The organism is Serratia sp. 22264, assembly GCF_052045345.1.
In the GTDB taxonomy this organism is placed as follows: domain Bacteria; phylum Pseudomonadota; class Gammaproteobacteria; order Enterobacterales; family Enterobacteriaceae; genus Serratia; species Serratia plymuthica.
The window spans coordinates 28,585-43,948 of record NZ_JBQEOY010000008.1; the positions used below are offsets into that span (position 1 = coordinate 28,585).

General features: G+C 55.2%; 16 protein-coding genes. 6 read left to right on the forward strand and 10 right to left on the reverse strand.

The genetic code is table 11. From position 1 onward, the window contains the following. Positions 1–183 precede the first annotated feature (183 nt). The 5 genes from ispC to rpsB all read right to left on the reverse strand — a co-directional run bounded on the left by ispC (position 184) and on the right by rpsB (position 4,799). The gene (gene ispC, locus ACTJJ1_RS21790) at positions 184–1,380 is read right to left on the reverse strand and encodes a 1-deoxy-D-xylulose-5-phosphate reductoisomerase (RefSeq protein WP_004952220.1); all 1,197 of its coding nucleotides are present in this window, start codon (positions 1,378–1,380) and stop codon (positions 184–186) included. Between the two features lie 157 nt (positions 1,381–1,537). Then, complete coding sequence (gene frr / locus ACTJJ1_RS21795) at positions 1,538–2,095, reverse strand: ribosome recycling factor (RefSeq protein ID WP_006327538.1); 558 nt, start codon at positions 2,093–2,095, stop codon at positions 1,538–1,540. Between the two features lie 123 nt (positions 2,096–2,218). Beyond that, positions 2,219–2,944 carry a UMP kinase gene (gene pyrH / locus ACTJJ1_RS21800; protein ID WP_004952223.1) on the reverse strand — a complete coding sequence of 242 codons (726 nt, stop codon included), beginning with the start codon at positions 2,942–2,944 and terminating at the stop codon, positions 2,219–2,221. 149 nt (positions 2,945–3,093) lie between these two features. Beyond that, positions 3,094–3,945, reverse strand: coding sequence for a translation elongation factor Ts (gene tsf / locus ACTJJ1_RS21805; protein ID WP_004952224.1), 852 nt, complete (start codon positions 3,943–3,945; stop codon positions 3,094–3,096). Positions 3,946–4,073: 128 nt separating this feature from the next. Beyond that, the gene (rpsB, locus tag ACTJJ1_RS21810; protein ID WP_004952226.1) at positions 4,074–4,799 is read right to left on the reverse strand and encodes a 30S ribosomal protein S2; all 726 of its coding nucleotides are present in this window, start codon (positions 4,797–4,799) and stop codon (positions 4,074–4,076) included. A gap of 355 nt (positions 4,800–5,154) precedes the next feature. Between rpsB and map the strand changes: the two genes are divergently transcribed. From map to ACTJJ1_RS21830, 4 genes are all read left to right on the forward strand, one after another. After that, positions 5,155–5,949, forward strand: coding sequence for a type I methionyl aminopeptidase (map, locus tag ACTJJ1_RS21815; RefSeq protein ID WP_004952228.1), 795 nt, complete (start codon positions 5,155–5,157; stop codon positions 5,947–5,949). Between the two features lie 72 nt (positions 5,950–6,021). Further along, complete coding sequence (gene glnD, locus ACTJJ1_RS21820; RefSeq protein WP_006327541.1) at positions 6,022–8,700, forward strand: bifunctional uridylyltransferase/uridylyl-removing protein GlnD; 2,679 nt, start codon at positions 6,022–6,024, stop codon at positions 8,698–8,700. A 46-nt stretch (positions 8,701–8,746) separates the two neighbouring features. Continuing rightward, positions 8,747–9,571 carry a 2,3,4,5-tetrahydropyridine-2,6-dicarboxylate N-succinyltransferase gene (dapD, locus tag ACTJJ1_RS21825; protein WP_004952232.1) on the forward strand — a complete coding sequence of 275 codons (825 nt, stop codon included), beginning with the start codon at positions 8,747–8,749 and terminating at the stop codon, positions 9,569–9,571. A gap of 129 nt (positions 9,572–9,700) precedes the next feature. Continuing rightward, positions 9,701–10,090, forward strand: coding sequence for a DUF3461 family protein (locus ACTJJ1_RS21830; protein WP_004952233.1), 390 nt, complete (start codon positions 9,701–9,703; stop codon positions 10,088–10,090). 113 nt (positions 10,091–10,203) lie between these two features. Here the strand turns inward: ACTJJ1_RS21830 and ACTJJ1_RS21835 are convergent, their stop codons facing one another. The 3 genes from ACTJJ1_RS21835 to ACTJJ1_RS21845 are packed head-to-tail and all read right to left on the reverse strand — an operon-like array spanning position 10,204 to position 11,786. Further along, positions 10,204–10,653: a flavodoxin gene (locus ACTJJ1_RS21835; protein ID WP_004952234.1), complete on the reverse strand. Its 450-nt coding sequence runs from the start codon at positions 10,651–10,653 to the stop codon at positions 10,204–10,206. Positions 10,654–10,683: 30 nt separating this feature from the next. Then, positions 10,684–11,457: a tRNA pseudouridine(65) synthase TruC gene (gene truC, locus ACTJJ1_RS21840; RefSeq protein ID WP_440835268.1), complete on the reverse strand. Its 774-nt coding sequence runs from the start codon at positions 11,455–11,457 to the stop codon at positions 10,684–10,686. Then, entirely contained in the window at positions 11,457–11,786 is a 330-nt protein-coding gene (locus ACTJJ1_RS21845) for a YqcC family protein (protein WP_004952236.1), read from the reverse strand. The genes truC and ACTJJ1_RS21845 overlap by 1 nt, the downstream gene beginning before the upstream one ends. Before the next feature lie 184 nt (positions 11,787–11,970). On the opposite strand from ACTJJ1_RS21845, the gene ACTJJ1_RS21850 reads away from it, so the two are divergent. After that, on the forward strand, positions 11,971–13,209 hold the full coding sequence (locus ACTJJ1_RS21850; RefSeq protein WP_004952237.1) for an MFS transporter: 1,239 nt from the start codon (positions 11,971–11,973) through the stop codon (positions 13,207–13,209). Positions 13,210–13,428: 219 nt separating this feature from the next. On the opposite strand, the gene ACTJJ1_RS21855 is transcribed toward ACTJJ1_RS21850, so the two are convergent. Both ACTJJ1_RS21855 and syd read right to left on the reverse strand, forming a co-directional pair. Continuing rightward, positions 13,429–13,584, reverse strand: a complete 156-nt coding sequence (locus ACTJJ1_RS21855) for a hypothetical protein (protein ID WP_155243340.1) — start codon at positions 13,582–13,584, stop codon at positions 13,429–13,431. A 245-nt stretch (positions 13,585–13,829) separates the two neighbouring features. After that, the gene (syd, locus tag ACTJJ1_RS21860) at positions 13,830–14,381 is read right to left on the reverse strand and encodes a SecY-interacting protein (RefSeq protein WP_004952238.1); all 552 of its coding nucleotides are present in this window, start codon (positions 14,379–14,381) and stop codon (positions 13,830–13,832) included. A gap of 63 nt (positions 14,382–14,444) precedes the next feature. Between syd and queF the strand changes: the two genes are divergently transcribed. Beyond that, a complete protein-coding gene (gene queF, locus ACTJJ1_RS21865) occupies positions 14,445–15,290 on the forward strand; it encodes an NADPH-dependent 7-cyano-7-deazaguanine reductase QueF (RefSeq protein ID WP_004952239.1) in 846 nt (281 codons plus the stop codon). The last annotated feature ends 74 nt before the right edge of the window (positions 15,291–15,364 follow it).

Below are 15,364 nucleotides of genomic sequence, written 5' to 3' on the forward strand. Positions count from 1 at the left end.
AGTCTGCCCCCGCACACCCGGTCATATCCGGGGCACTATCGACATCCAAGATGCCAATCAGGCCATAATTCAACGGTATAACCGCTGACAGGTGGCGCAGACTATACCACCTCAGCCGGGCATGAACAAACGGCCCCACTGCGGCACGCGTAATTTACGAACAAAATAGGATAATAGCCGTTATCAACCACGCAGTGACTTCACTAACCCAACGGCAACTTCACGGGCCTGGCGATCTATTTCTAAGACCGCATCAATGCAGGACGGTTCCTGCAAAGACAGCCGTTCGACCACTTTTTGGTTCACTGCCGCGATATCGGTAAAGCGAATCCGCTCTTGCAGGAAGGCCGCAACGGCCACTTCGTTAGCCGCATTCAGCGCGGTGGTTGCCGCCTGGCCGGCATCAAAGGCGTCAATCGCCAGATACAGGCAAGGGTAACGCTCCCGTTCAGGTTCGGCAAAGGTCAACGAGCCGATACGGCAGAAATCCAGCGCTTCCACACCAGAACTGACCCGCTGCGGGTAAGCCATCGCATGGGCGATTGGCGTACGCATATCCGGCGTGCCCAACTGGGCCAGCACACTGCCATCAGCATAGCGCACCATCGAGTGGATCACCGACTGCGGGTGCAGAATCACTTCCATTTGTTCGGCTGAAGCGTTGAACAGCCAACGGGCCTCAATATATTCCAGTCCTTTGTTCATCATGGTGGCGGAATCCACCGAGATCTTGCGTCCCATAGACCAATTAGGATGGGCGCAGGCCTGGTCCGGCGTCATCGTGGCAAACTGCTCCAGCGGCGTCGTACGGAACGGGCCGCCAGAACCGGTAAGCACAATGCGCGAGACACCATGATCGACTAATGAAGAGTATCCCAACTGACGCTGAATGCTTTCAGGCAAACTCTGAAAAATCGCGTTGTGTTCGCTGTCCAGGGGCAATAACTGCGCCTGGCTCTTTTGTACCGCATCCATAAATAGACGGCCACAGGTCACCAGCGACTCTTTGTTCGCCAACAATACCTGTTTGCCGGCGCGGATCGCCGCCAGCGTCGGCAACAGCCCGGCAGCGCCGACAATAGCCGCAGTGACCTGATCGACATCATCCAGCGCCGCCAACTCACAGGCAGCCTGTTCGCCCGCCATGACCTCAGTGTCAATGCCGTTTTCCGCCAGCACGTCGCGCAGTTCGCGCGCAGCGCCTTCGTCCGCCATCGCAGCATAAGCCGGGCGAAACTCCATACACTGTTGCGCCATCACCGCTACATTGCGGCCGGCAACCAGCGCTTTAATCGCAAAACGGTCGGGATTTTCCCTGACCACGGCCAGGGTGCTGGTTCCCACGGAGCCGGTGGAACCAAGAATAGTCAGTTGCTTCATGAGTTCGCTCTGAATAACTGTCTGATGAGATCGGAGGTGCTCCAGTGTGTAACCTTGGCCACCGCTTGTCCATGATCAATCAGTACGATGAAACGGGATCTGCGCCACAAAAAACAAAGCGCCGCCCAGGCGACGCTTTTTTTCTGCGCGATACTGATTAGAATTCCATCAGCTCTTTTTCTTTATCCGCCAAAGCGGCATCCAGAAGTTTGATATAAGCATCGGTCAGTTTTTGAACGTCATCCTGTGAACGACGATCTTCGTCTTCGCTGATTTCTTTGTCTTTCAGCAGCGCTTTCACTTTGTCGTTGGCGTCGCGGCGAACGTTACGCACGGCCACACGGCCCTGCTCGGCTTCGTTGCGCACTACTTTGATCAGATCTTTACGGCGCTCTTCAGTCAGAGGAGGAAGCGGAACGCGGATCACGCTGCCTGCTGAGCTTGGGTTCAGGCCGAGGTCTGAAGACATGATGGCTTTTTCTACCGCTGAACCCAGGGAACGATCAAACAAGTTGATGGCCAGGGTGCGGGAGTCTTCTACGGTCACGTTAGCCAGCTGACGCAGCGGCGTAGCAGAACCATAGTATTCCACCATGATGCCGTCCAGGATGCTTGGAGAAGCACGGCCGGTACGGATTTTGCTGATTTGGGTTTTGAATGCTTCTACGCTTTTTTCCATGCGTGAATCAGCATCTTTTCTGATTTCATTAATCACGTTGCGAACCTTTAGAAACGGGTTACTTGGCAGGCTATACATCAGTATAGCCCGTGAATTTTACTTGAGGAAAGCGCTCAACGCACAGCGTTACCCGCTCCCGTTAAATTTGGCAGAACAGCCTTATTTGCTGATCAGCGTGCCTTCGTTTTCACCCATCACTACGCGGCGCAACGCGCCCGGCTTGTTCATGTTGAATACGCGGATCGGCAGACCGTGATCGCGGGCCAGCGTAAACGCCGCCAGGTCCATCACTTTCAGCTCGCGCTCAAGCACGTCTTGATAGGTTATATGTTCGTACAGCGTTGCATCCGGGTTTTTAACCGGATCGGCGGAGTATACACCATCCACTTTGGTCGCTTTCAGTACCACGTCGGCTTCAATCTCGATCCCGCGCAGGCAAGCTGCCGAATCGGTGGTGAAGAACGGGTTGCCGGTACCGGCAGAGAAGATCACCACGCGGTTATTACGCAGCAGGCTGATTGCCTCGGCCCAGCTGTAGTTGTCACACACGCCGTTCAACGGAATAGCAGACATCAGGCGGGCGTTCACATAGGCACGGTGCAGTGCATCACGCATAGCCAGGCCGTTCATCACAGTAGCCAGCATTCCCATGTGGTCGCCCACTACGCGGTTCATTCCGGCCTGAGCCAAACCCGCGCCGCGGAACAGGTTACCGCCGCCAATCACTACACCGACCTGAATTCCCAGTTCGACCAGCTCTTTAACTTCCTGAGCCATGCGATCCAAAACGCTGGCGTCGATACCAAAACCTTCTGCACCTTGCAGGGCTTCGCCACTCAGTTTGAGCAGAATACGCTGATATACGGGTTTTGCATTGGTTGCCATGGTGTTCTGTCCTAAGAAGCAGTATTAGTATTGGGGATTTCAGCCGATGAAGCGCGCCTGTGCTGAGTATAGTGCCACAGGGCTTGCCACCGGTGTTAATTCTGGCTGGATAAAACGGAACCGCCAGACGGCGGCTCCATTAACAATCATTAAGACTGTTTGCTCATTGCTGCAACTTCAGCAGCAAAGTCATTTTCAACTTTCTCGATGCCTTCGCCCACTTCGAAGCGGATGAAGTTAACAACGTCAGCGTTGTGCTCTTTCAGCACTTGGCCAACGGTCTTGCTTGGCTCGATAACGAAAGGCTGACCGGTCAGAGAAACTTCGCCGGTGAATTTCTTCATGCGGCCTTCAACCATTTTCTCTGCGATTTCTTTCGGCTTGCCAGACTGCATGGCGATGTCCAACTGAACCTGGTACTCTTTTTCTACCACTTCAGCAGACACATCTTCAGGCTTAACGAATTCAGGTTTGCTGGCCGCAACGTGCATGGCAATTTGCTTAACCAGTTCTTCGTCAGCGCCTTTAGCGGCAATCAGAACACCGATACGCGCGCCGTGCAGGTAGCTACCCAACACTTCGCCTTCCAGGGAAGCAACGCGACGGATGTTGATGTTCTCACCGATTTTTGCAACCAGCGCTACACGTTCTTCTTCGAACTGTGCTTTCAATACGTCAACATCAGTGATTTTGCCTGCAACAGCAGCATCCAGCACTTTGTCAGCGAACGCCTGGAAACCGGCATCTTTAGCAACGAAGTCAGTCTGGCAGTTAACTTCAACGATAACGCCGTAGTTGCCTTCGATTTTGGTTTTGATCACGCCGTCAGCAGCTACGTTGCCTGCTTTTTTCGCCGCTTTGATCGCACCGGATTTACGCATGTTTTCGATTGCCAGCTCGATGTCGCCGTTAGACTCGACCAGAGCTTTTTTACAATCCATCATGCCGGCGCCAGTACGCTCACGCAGTTCTTTTACCAGGGCAGCGGTAATATCAGCCATTTCTTTTTCCTCGGTTATCTCGCAAGGAGATAGTTCTCATTCAGATAAGCAAAAGGGGCCTATTTAGGCCCCTCTAACCAACATATTCAATACCTGGTTAATAAGGGCTCAGTGACGAGCTTGCCTTATTATTCAGCTTCTACGAAGCTTTCTTCCGCCTGAACGGCCAGATCTTGAGAACGACCTTCACGGACGGCGGCAGCAACGGCAGTCAGGTACAATTTGATTGCACGGATTGCATCGTCGTTACCAGGGATGATGAAGTCAACGCCGTCTGGATCGGAGTTGGTATCAACGATAGAGAATACCGGGATACCCAGGTTGTTGGCTTCTTTGATCGCGATGTGTTCGTGATCTGCATCGATTACGAACAGAGCGTCAGGCAGACCACCCATGTCCTTGATACCACCCAGGGAGTTTTCCAGCTTGGCCAGTTCGCGAGTACGCATCAGCGCCTCTTTCTTGGTCAGCTTGTCGAAGGTGCCATCTTGAGACTGGATTTCCAGATCTTTCAAACGTTTGATTGACTGACGAACGGTTTTCCAGTTAGTCAGCATGCCGCCCAACCAGCGATGGTTCACGAAGAACTGATCGCAGTTGTTAGCATATTCTTTTACCGCTTCGCTTGCTGCGCGCTTGGTACCAACGAACAGGATCTTGCCTTTACGGGAAGAGATCTTGGTCAGTTCAGCCAGTGCTGCGTTGGCCATTGGTACGGTTTTTTCCAGGTTGATGATGTGAACCTTGTTACGTGCGCCGAAGATGAAAGGCTTCATTTTCGGGTTCCAGTAACGGGTCTGGTGACCAAAGTGTACACCGGCCTGGAGCATGTCGCGCATGGAAACAGTTGCCATGATTAAACCTCTATATAGATTAGTTGGGGTTATGCCTCCACGTATCCCATAACGCCGACCCCGACGGTGATAAATCACCTCAGAGCACCCCGGTGTATGTGCCGATACGTGTGTGTTATTTACACAATGTGAGTGCAGTTAAAGTGCTTCGGCTATTTCCGTTGTCGTCACGAGACCAACTTACGGATCGCCGGCGCGCTTTATACCATAAACACGCCACCGACACCAACTTTTGTTGCGTTTACCGGGGCGCCGACAAATGAAATTTGGCAGCTTCTGGCCGGACTGATACCATAAGAGACTGCTTCTTATTTCTTTCTGTTGTCGGCGAGCACGACACCTGCGGACGAATTTCATGGCAATCTCAATTAAAACACCTGATGACATCCAAAAAATGCGCGTGGCGGGCCGCTTGGCCGCTGAAGTGCTGGAAATTATCGAGCCGCACGTCAAACCTGGCGTGACCACCGGCGAACTGGACCGTATCTGTCACGAGTACATTACCAACGAGCAACAGGCCATCTCCGCCTGCCTCGGCTACCACGGCTTCCCGAAATCCGTGTGCATCTCGGTAAACGAAGTGGTGTGCCACGGCATCCCGAGCGATGACAAAGTGTTGAAGGACGGCGACATCGTCAATATCGACGTGACCGTCATTAAAGATGGCTTCCACGGCGATACCTCCAAGATGTTCATCGTCGGCAAGCCGACCATTCTGGGCGAGCGGCTGTGCCGCGTTACCCAGGAAAGCCTGTATCTGGCGCTGAAAATGGTGAAGCCGGGCATCCGCCTGCGCACCCTGGGCAAAGAGATCCAGAAATTCGTCGAAGCCGAGAAGTTTTCCGTGGTGCGTGAATACTGCGGTCATGGCATCGGCGAAGTGTTCCACGAAGAACCGCAGGTACTGCACTATGACGCCGACGACGGCGGCGTGGTACTGCAGGCCGGCATGGCGTTCACCATCGAGCCGATGGTCAATGCCGGTGACTACCGCATCCGCACCATGAAAGACGGCTGGACGGTAAAAACTAAAGATCGCAGCTTGTCGGCGCAGTATGAGCATACTATTGTGGTCACAGATAACGGCTGCGAGATAATGACGTTGCGCAAGGATGACACCATCCCCAACATCATTACGCACGAACAGTAAGAAACGCGGTCACATACCGCTGTTTCTTGTCACAGGCCGGCTTATGCCGGCTTTTTTTATGGGCTGCGTATTATGTCTGAAAATTTTCGCGAACAAAGCAACTCGGTCATTGAGCAACAGGCCGTGCCGAAGCAGCCTGAGTATCCCAACGCCTATGGCGATGAAGAGATTAATTGCGTTGCGCTGAAACTGCGTCTTGAACAGTTTCAGCTGTGGTTGGCGGCAGCGTTCAACGCCGGCTCCAGCGCCGAAAGCCTGGTCGCGGCCCGCAGCGACTTTATCGATCGCCTGCTGCGTCGTCTGTGGATCTTTTACGGTTTCGAGGATATCCCGGAAACCGCCCTGGTGGCGGTAGGCGGCTATGGCCGCGGCGAACTTCATCCGCTGTCGGATATTGATGTGCTGGTGCTCAGCCAGCGCCGCCTGAGTGAACAACAGTCGCAGCGCGTGGGGGAATTTATCACCCTGCTGTGGGATCTGAAACTGGAGGTGGGCCACAGCGTGCGCACGCTGGAAGAGTGCCTGCTTGAAGGGCTGGCGGACCTGACCGTGGCCACCAACCTGATCGAGTCGCGCATGATCTGCGGCGACGTCGCGCTGTTCCTGCAGATGCAAAAACACATCTTCAGCGACGGCTTCTGGCCCTCCCCTCAATTTTTCCACGCCAAGGTGGCTGAGCAGCAGGAACGCCACCAGCGTTACCACGGCACCAGCTACAACCTGGAGCCAGACATCAAGAGCAGCCCCGGCGGCCTGAGAGATATTCACACCTTGCTGTGGGTGGCGCGCCGTCACTTCGGCGCCACCTCGCTGGACGAAATGGTCGGTTTCGGTTTTCTCACCCAAGCCGAACGCAACGAGCTCAATGAATGCCAGAGCTTCCTGTGGCGTATCCGCTTCGCACTGCATTTGGTGCTACCGCGTTACGACAACCGGCTGCTGTTCGATCGCCAACTCAATGTGGCGCAATTGCTGCGTTATGAGGGGGAAGGCAACGAACCGGTTGAACACATGATGAAGGATTTCTACCGCATGACGCGCCGCGTCGGCGAACTGAATCATATGCTGCTCCAACTGTTCGACGAAGCGATCCTGGCGCTGGACGCCACGGAAAAGCCACGCCCGCTGAACGAAGATTTCCAGCTGCGCGGCGATCTGATAGACCTGCGTGACGAAACGCTATTCATCCGCCAGCCGGAAGCCATCATGCGGATGTTTTACCTGATGGTACGCAACCGCGAAATCAAAGGCATTTACTCCACCACCGTGCGCCAATTGCGCCACGCACGCCGCCATCTGAAACAACCGCTGTGCAACATTCCGGAAGCACGCGATCTGTTTATGGCCATTTTGCGCCACCCTGGCGCAGTGTCGCGCGCGCTGGTACCGATGCATCGTCACAGCGTGCTGTGGGCCTACATGCCGCAGTGGGGCAAGATCGTCGGGCAAATGCAGTTCGATCTGTTCCACGCCTATACTGTCGACGAACACACCGTTCGGGTTCTGCAAAAGCTGGAAAGTTTCGCCGATGCAGAAACGCGGCCACGCCATCCGCTGTGCGTGGAGCTCTATCCGCGCCTGCCGAACCCAGAACTTCTGCTGCTGGCGGCGCTGTTCCACGATATCGCCAAAGGCCGCGGCGGTGACCACTCAATTCTCGGCGCACAAGATGCGCTGGAGTTCGCCGAACTGCACGGTCTGAATTCTCGCGAGGCCCAACTGGTGGCCTGGCTGGTACGCTGCCATCTGCTGATGTCGGTGACCGCCCAGCGCCGCGATATCCAGGATCCCACGGTTATCCAGCAATTCAGCGCTGAAGTGCAGAGCGAAACGCGCCTGCGCTATCTGGTTTGTCTGACGGTGGCGGATATCTGCGCCACCAACGAAACGCTGTGGAACAGCTGGAAACAGAGCCTGTTGCGTGAACTGTACTTTGCGACGGAAAAACAGTTGCGCCGCGGCATGCAAAACAGCCCGGACTTGCGCGAACGCGTACGCCACCACCGCCTGCAAGCGCTGGCGCTGCTGCGCATGGACAATATCGACGAAGAGGCGTTGCACCGCATCTGGAGCCGCTGCCGAGCCGACTACTTCCTGCGCCATTCGCCCAACCAACTGGCCTGGCACGCCCGTCATCTGCTGGCCCATGACTCCACCAAACCCCTGGTGCTGGTCAGCCGCCAGGCGACACGCGGCGGCACTGAAATCTTCATCTGGAGCCCGGACCGCCCTTACCTGTTTGCCGCCGTGGCCGGCGAGATGGATCGCCGTAACCTGAGCGTGCACGACGCACAGATTTTCACCAATCGCGACGGCATGGCGATGGATACCTTCATCGTGTTAGAGCCGGACGGCAGCCCGCTGGCTCAGGACCGCCATACGGCGATCCGCCATGCGCTGGTGCAAACCATCACCCAGCGGGAATATCAGCCGCCGCGCGTACGCAGGCCATCCTCCAAGCTGCGCCATTTCAGCGTGCCGACCGAAGTCAACTTCCTGCCGACCCATACCGATCGCCGCAGCTATCTGGAGCTGACCGCCCTTGATCAACCAGGGTTGCTGGCGCGAGTGGGCGAAGTGTTCGCCGATCTCGGCCTGTCGCTGCACGGCGCGCGAATTTCCACCATTGGCGAGCGAGTTGAGGACTTATTTATTCTGGCAGACAGCGATCGGCGCGCTCTGAATTCGGAAACGCGCAGAAAGTTGGAACAACGGTTGACAGAGGCCCTCAATCCAAACGATAAAATGTGATACAAGTTACCTTTTCGTAGACAACAACATCAGGACAGAGAACAGCATGCAGCAATTACAAAACGTTATTGAAAGCGCCTTCGAACGCCGCGCGGATATCACTCCGGCGAACGTAGACACCGTAACGCGCGAAGCGGTAAACCAGGTGATCGGCCTGTTGGACAGCGGCGCCCTGCGCGTTGCCGAGAAGATTGACGGTCAGTGGGTTACGCATCAGTGGCTGAAAAAGGCCGTGCTGCTTTCTTTCCGCATCAACGACAACAAAGTGATGGACGGTGCCGAAACCCGTTACTACGACAAAGTGCCGATGAAATTTGCCGATTACGACGAAGCGCGCTTCCAGAAAGAAGGCTTCCGCGTGGTACCGCCGGCGACCGTTCGCCAGGGCGCATTCATTGCACGCAATACCGTATTGATGCCGTCCTACGTGAATATCGGCGCTTACGTTGACGAAGGCTCCATGGTCGATACCTGGGCTACCGTGGGTTCTTGCGCGCAGATTGGCAAAAACGTTCACCTGTCCGGCGGCGTCGGCATCGGTGGCGTACTGGAACCGCTGCAGGCCAACCCGACCATCATTGAAGACAACTGCTTCATCGGCGCGCGTTCAGAAGTGGTTGAAGGCGTGATCGTCGAAGAAGGTTCGGTAATCTCCATGGGCGTTTACCTCGGCCAGAGCACCCGCATTTATGACCGTGAAACCGGCGAAGTGCATTACGGCCGCGTCCCGGCCGGCTCGGTGGTGGTTTCAGGTAACCTGCCGTCCAAAGACGGTTCTTACAGCCTGTACTGTGCGGTCATCGTCAAGAAAGTCGACGCCAAAACGCGCAGTAAAGTCGGCATTAATGAGTTATTGCGCACCATCGACTAAAATAGACTTGGCGGGTGACTCACCCGCTATTTTTTTGTCTTCAGTACGCGAGCAGTCACAGTCTCTGGCGCGGTTTTTCGCCATAATCCCAGACCGTGGAATAAAGTCTATTTATAAGGTGGCGCTATTATGTATGACAACCTGAAAAGCTTGGGAATCAGTCAACCGGAAGATGTCGATCGCTATAGCCTGCGTCAGGAGGCCAATAACGACATTCTTAAGATTTACTTCCGCAAGGATAAAGGCGAATTCTTTGCCAAGAGCGTGAAGTTCAAATACCCGCGCCAACGCAAAACCGTAGTGGCGGATAATGCCGGTCAGGGTTACAAAGAAATTCACGAGATCAACCCGAATCTGCGTTACGTCATTGATGAACTGGATCAACTGTGCCAGCGCGATCAGGTCGAAGTGGATCTGAAACGCAAAATTCTTGATGACCTGCGTCATCTGGAAGGCGTGGTATCCCACAAGATTGCCGAGATCGAATCCGATCTGGAAAAACTGACCCGCGGAAAATAAGAACCCGCTCGCTGTAGGGCGCGGCATGCTGCGCCCGTATTAGTCGGGGCAAATAGCTTCACCCCTTACAACAAATCTGTCGGAAGCCGCCTGAAAGACGGCGGGTCGGTATCTTATTTCAGCAATGAGCCCCACTGCTCAACCCACGGGCAGGAAACCACTTCCGGCTCGGGCTGTTCCATCGCATCGATTTCCAACACATCCCCCACGCGGGTTGCTCCCTGCTCTTGCAATAGCGCATCAAACGCACGCCCTGCGCCACAGAAATTGTCATAACTGCTGTCACCGAGCGAAATCAGCCCATAGCGCAGTTCCGGCTGGTAGCCGACCTGATCGCGGATGGCGTGGAACAGCGGCGCAATGCTGTCCGGTAAATCGCCCTGACCTGTGGTGGAGGTGATCACCAGCGCATAGTGCTGGCGGTAGAATTGCCAAGCCTCAAGCGTGCCCTCTTCAAACAGTTTGACCTCATGCCCCTGCTCGCCAAGGATATTTTCCGCCTCTTCCGCCACCAGCAGTGAGTTGCCGTAGACCGTTCCCACGAAGATTCCAACCTGAGCCATTGCCCCTACTCCCTCAATTACCTTTGAAAATTACCCGTTATCCTGACCGTTAGCCGCACTAAACTCAACCCCGGCGAGCTCAGGGAAAACCCCTGCCCAGCCAAACTGCGACATGACTCCCTGCCAGGATTCATCCCAGCGTGCGGAAATAGGTAACGGCTCACCGGTCACAGGATGGTTCAACTGCAGATGACTGGCGTGCAGCATCAAGCGCGGGCAGCCGAAGTGCTGGGCCATGCCGCGGTTCTGACGCAGGTCGCCGTGCTTACTGTCACCAATGATCGGATGACGAAGATGCACCATATGGCGACGCAACTGATGCTTACGGCCGTTTTCCGGCTTCAGCTCCATCAAGCTGTAGCGCGCGCTGTCATAACGGCCAATGGCCACCGGCATCTCCACCTGCGCCAGCGGCCGGTAGTGGGTGACCGCCGGCTGCGGACCTTTATCGACGGCGGTATGCTTATCGGCGATTTTGTCCAGTTCTTCCGTCAGCGGGTAGTCGAGAGTTGCCCCTTCCTGCACGTAGCCACGCACCACCGCATGATAGGTTTTCTGCACTTGGTGCTGCTCGAACTGCTGCGACAGCAGACGCGCCACTTCGCTGGACAGCGCCATCAACAGCACGCCGGAGGTCGGGCGGTCGAGGCGATGCACGGTAAACACGTGCTGACCTATCTGGTCACGCACCGTCTGCATCATAAACCGGGTTTCGTGACGATCCAGCCAACTGCGATGCACCAGCCAGCCCGACGGCTTGTTCACCGCCACCAAATGCTCATCCTGGTAAAGAATCTCAATCATTATTGCGGTTCTTTATTCAACATAAGATCCAAACGCTCCAGCAGCACCAGCAGCGGCATGCAGTTCGGATCCTTATCTTTGAGCGCCTCTTCAAAGTAAGGCGTAATGGCGAAACGCGTCGGCAATGGCGCATGCGCATCCAGTAGCGCGTACATCCGCGGCAGAAATATCCATTGCAGCCACTCTTCGGCCAGCATGCTGTCAACGCAGAAGGGTTCGGTGCTGGCGAAGGCTTCAGGCTCGGGCGGCGTGGCTTGCCACAGCGCCAGCTCTCGCATTGACTGTTCAATCGCCTGCAAACTAAGGCGAACCTGATTTTGTATACTCATCTGCATTCCCGATCCGTTTAAACCATGATATTCAGCGGCGTGGCTGAAAGGCGGCAAAGCATAGCATTTTACCCTTTATAGCCCAAATTCGGCTGAGTTGATGACATCGACCGCATTTGATCTGGTGGCGCACGCCGCCGCACGGCACAATGAGTTCACCGAATAAACCGCAAAGATTAGACACATGCCTGCAATCACACCAATAAAAAATCATGCAACGCCCGGCAAAGCCATGCTGGCTTCGGTCACCGGTTACGCGATGGACGGCTTTGATCTGCTGATCCTCGGCTTTATGCTGCCGGCCATCAGCATCGAACTGGGGCTAACCTCTTCCGCCGCCGGCTCACTGGTGACCTGGACGCTGATCGGCGCCGTATTGGGCGGCGTGATTTTCGGCCACCTCAGCGATCGCTTTGGCCGCATCCGGGTACTGACCATCACCATCCTGATGTTCTCCCTGTTTACCGGCCTGTGCGCTCTGGCGCAGGGCTATTGGGATTTGCTCGCCTATCGCACGCTGGCGGGGATCGGGTTGGGGGGAGAGTTCGGCATCGGCATGGCGCTGATAGCCGAAGCCTGGCCGGCGGAAAAGCGCAACCGCGCCTCCGCCTATGTTGGCATGGGCTGGCAACTTGGCGTTCTGGCGGCGGCTTTCCTCACCCCGCTGCTGTTGACGCATATCGGCTGGCGCGGCATGTTCCTGGTTGGGTTACTGCCGGCAATCGCGTCATTTCTCATCCGCCGCACACTGGGTGAGCCGGAGGAATTCGTACGCCAACAAAATAGTGGCCAGCAGCTCTCCTTTACCCAGCGCGTAAAGCTGCTGTTTAAAGACCGGACCACCAGCAAAGCCAGTATCGGCATTTTTATTCTGTGCTCAGTGCAGAACTTCGGGTATTACGGGCTGATGATTTGGATGCCGACCTACCTGGCAAAAAATTTCGGTTTTTCGCTGACCAAATCTGGCCTGTGGACTGCGGTAACCGTACTCGGAATGACGCTGGGCATCTGGCTGTTTGGCGTATTGGCCGATCGCTTCGCCCGCTGGAAGATTTTTATTGTCTATCAGATTGGCGCCGTGGTGATGGTCGTGGTCTATGCGCAACTTGGCGATCCCATGCTGATGCTGTTCGCCGGCGCGCTAATGGGGTTATTCGTCAATGGCATGATTGGCGGCTACGGCGCGTTGATCTCCGATACCTATCCGGTCCAGGTGCGCGCTACCGCACAAAATATTTTGTTTAATCTCGGGCGCGGCGTAGGCGGGTTGGGGCCATTGGTGATTGGGGCCTTGGTGACGCAGGTGTCCTTCACGGCGGCAATCAGCCTGCTGGCGGCGATATATCTGTTGGATATTTACGCCACGCTGTTCCTGTTGCCGAAAACACAGAGCAACGGCGATACGCTGGGGGCGATTGGTTAACAATAACGAAGAGTTTGAGAAGGGGTAGCGTTCTTTGATACTTAAGATATAAAACCGCCATAAAAAGTTGGGGGCACTGCGTTAACAGTGCCCCCGGTTCGTTTTATAGCTGTCCCGCTACACAGTGTGCTCCCTGCTCAATCCTTGAAAACTTTTCCTGCGGCCATCCTGACCCAACCGTCCTTGCTCTATCCTGTAGCATCGTCCTGACGCGGTTCCTTAGTCTTCATGACCCGCCAACCATCCTTTGCCGGCTCTCAATCTCCATCCTGGAGGTGTCCCTGGTTTCAATCCTGAAACATCCTTGGCATCTCCTGACGCCGTCCTTCGCTCTTCACTGAGCGCATCCATTTCCTCTTCCTGAAGCTGCATCATCCTGATGCTTTCCTGCTCCACCGTATCCGTTCCGGTAACCATAAGATCGCTTAATTATCTCGGCTTCACAAGGGATTAGCATAAGGATCAGGCTAAATTAACACTAAGAGTTATCCTAAAGAAAATCTAACCAATTGATCTGGATAACAATAAAGACAATCCAGATCGCAGAGCACAAAAAATTAAAAGCGATCTCTCACAGCCCGTGTGCGAGATATCTCACACGAGTGAGGCTAGATACGGCGTTAAATACTCAACTGAGGGCGCAATGCATCGAGGAAATTCCCCAGCGAAGCCGCCAGCAAGGTGCGTTTATCGCTGCCGAATTGTTCCAGTACGACATTGCCGCTGACGTTGCACAGCGAGACCATCGTCATCTCGGATTCAGTGGTTGCCAGGAATAACGTCGGCGACAGCTTCAGCCGCTTTTGCGTCACCAGATGGCCGATCAAATTCTCCTGCAGGCGAATAAAATCGTCTTCGCTCCACACCTGCAGCAGGGTCACAAGGTGTTCACCGAACTGCGCTCTCATATCCCCCGCATACTGCTGGGTATAAAACAGGTTAATGTCCGGTTGCAGCCGTATCTCAAGCGCGACCTCCACTTTTTCCAACGTCATCGCCGGGGGGAAGGGTTGCGGCAACCACAGCACTTCATCGTCGCGCGTTTCTACAATGCAAGGCGATGGCACGCCGTACAAATCCTGGCTCGCCGGCGCATGACCGCGCTCCTGCTGCCAAAGATCGACATAGCGCTGGGTGAATTCACGCAGGGCGTTCGGTACATCATGGTCCATATTTTTTCTCGCATACGGTAAACTGGAGGCTATTGTACCTATCTATCACCGAGGTGACAGCAGATGTCCTCCTATCAAGACCATCACGCCCTGTCGGCACTGACTCTGGGCAAACCTACCGCATACCGCGATCGCTACGACGCTCAGCTGCTGCAGGCGGTGCCGCGCAGCATGAACCGTGAACCGCTGGGTTTGTATCCGGACAGCCTGCCGTTCCACGGTGCCGATATCTGGACCCTGTATGAGCTCTCATGGCTGAACGGCAACGGCTTGCCGCAGGTCGCGGTGGGCGAGATTAGCCTCAACGCCAACAGCATCAACCTCATCGAATCCAAAAGTTTCAAGCTTTACCTCAACAGCTTTAACCAGACCCAATTTACCGACTGGGAGACGGTGCGCAGCACGCTGCAACGCGATCTGTCCGCCTGCGCGCAGGGTGATGTCAGCGTCGCCTTGTTCAGCATCGATCAGGTGGAAGGCAGCCCTATCGCCCGGTTGGAGGGAGAATGCATCGATCATCAGGACATCCGTATTGATAACTACGAGTTCAACGCCGATTACCTGCTGAATGCCACCGGCACCCGTCAGGTTGAAGAGCAACTTGTCAGCCACCTGCTGAAGTCAAACTGCCTGATCACCAACCAACCCGACTGGGGGTCGGTGCAAATCCAGTATCGCGGTGCGCAAATCGATCGTGAAGCGCTGTTGCGCTATCTGGTTTCCTTCCGTCACCACAACGAATTCCATGAACAGTGCGTTGAGCGCATCTTCAACGATCTTATGCGCTATTGCCGGCCAGAGAGCCTGTCGGTGTATGCGCGCTACACCCGTCGCGGCGGCCTGGACATCAACCCCTGGCGCAGTAACCTTGACTTTGTTCCATCGCATGGCCGTCTGGCGCGCCAATAGTGCGAAGCATTGCTCAACAACTAAGCTAACGAGCGGTTTGTATTGGTAAAAATCAGGGGACGGCGGTAAGGTTA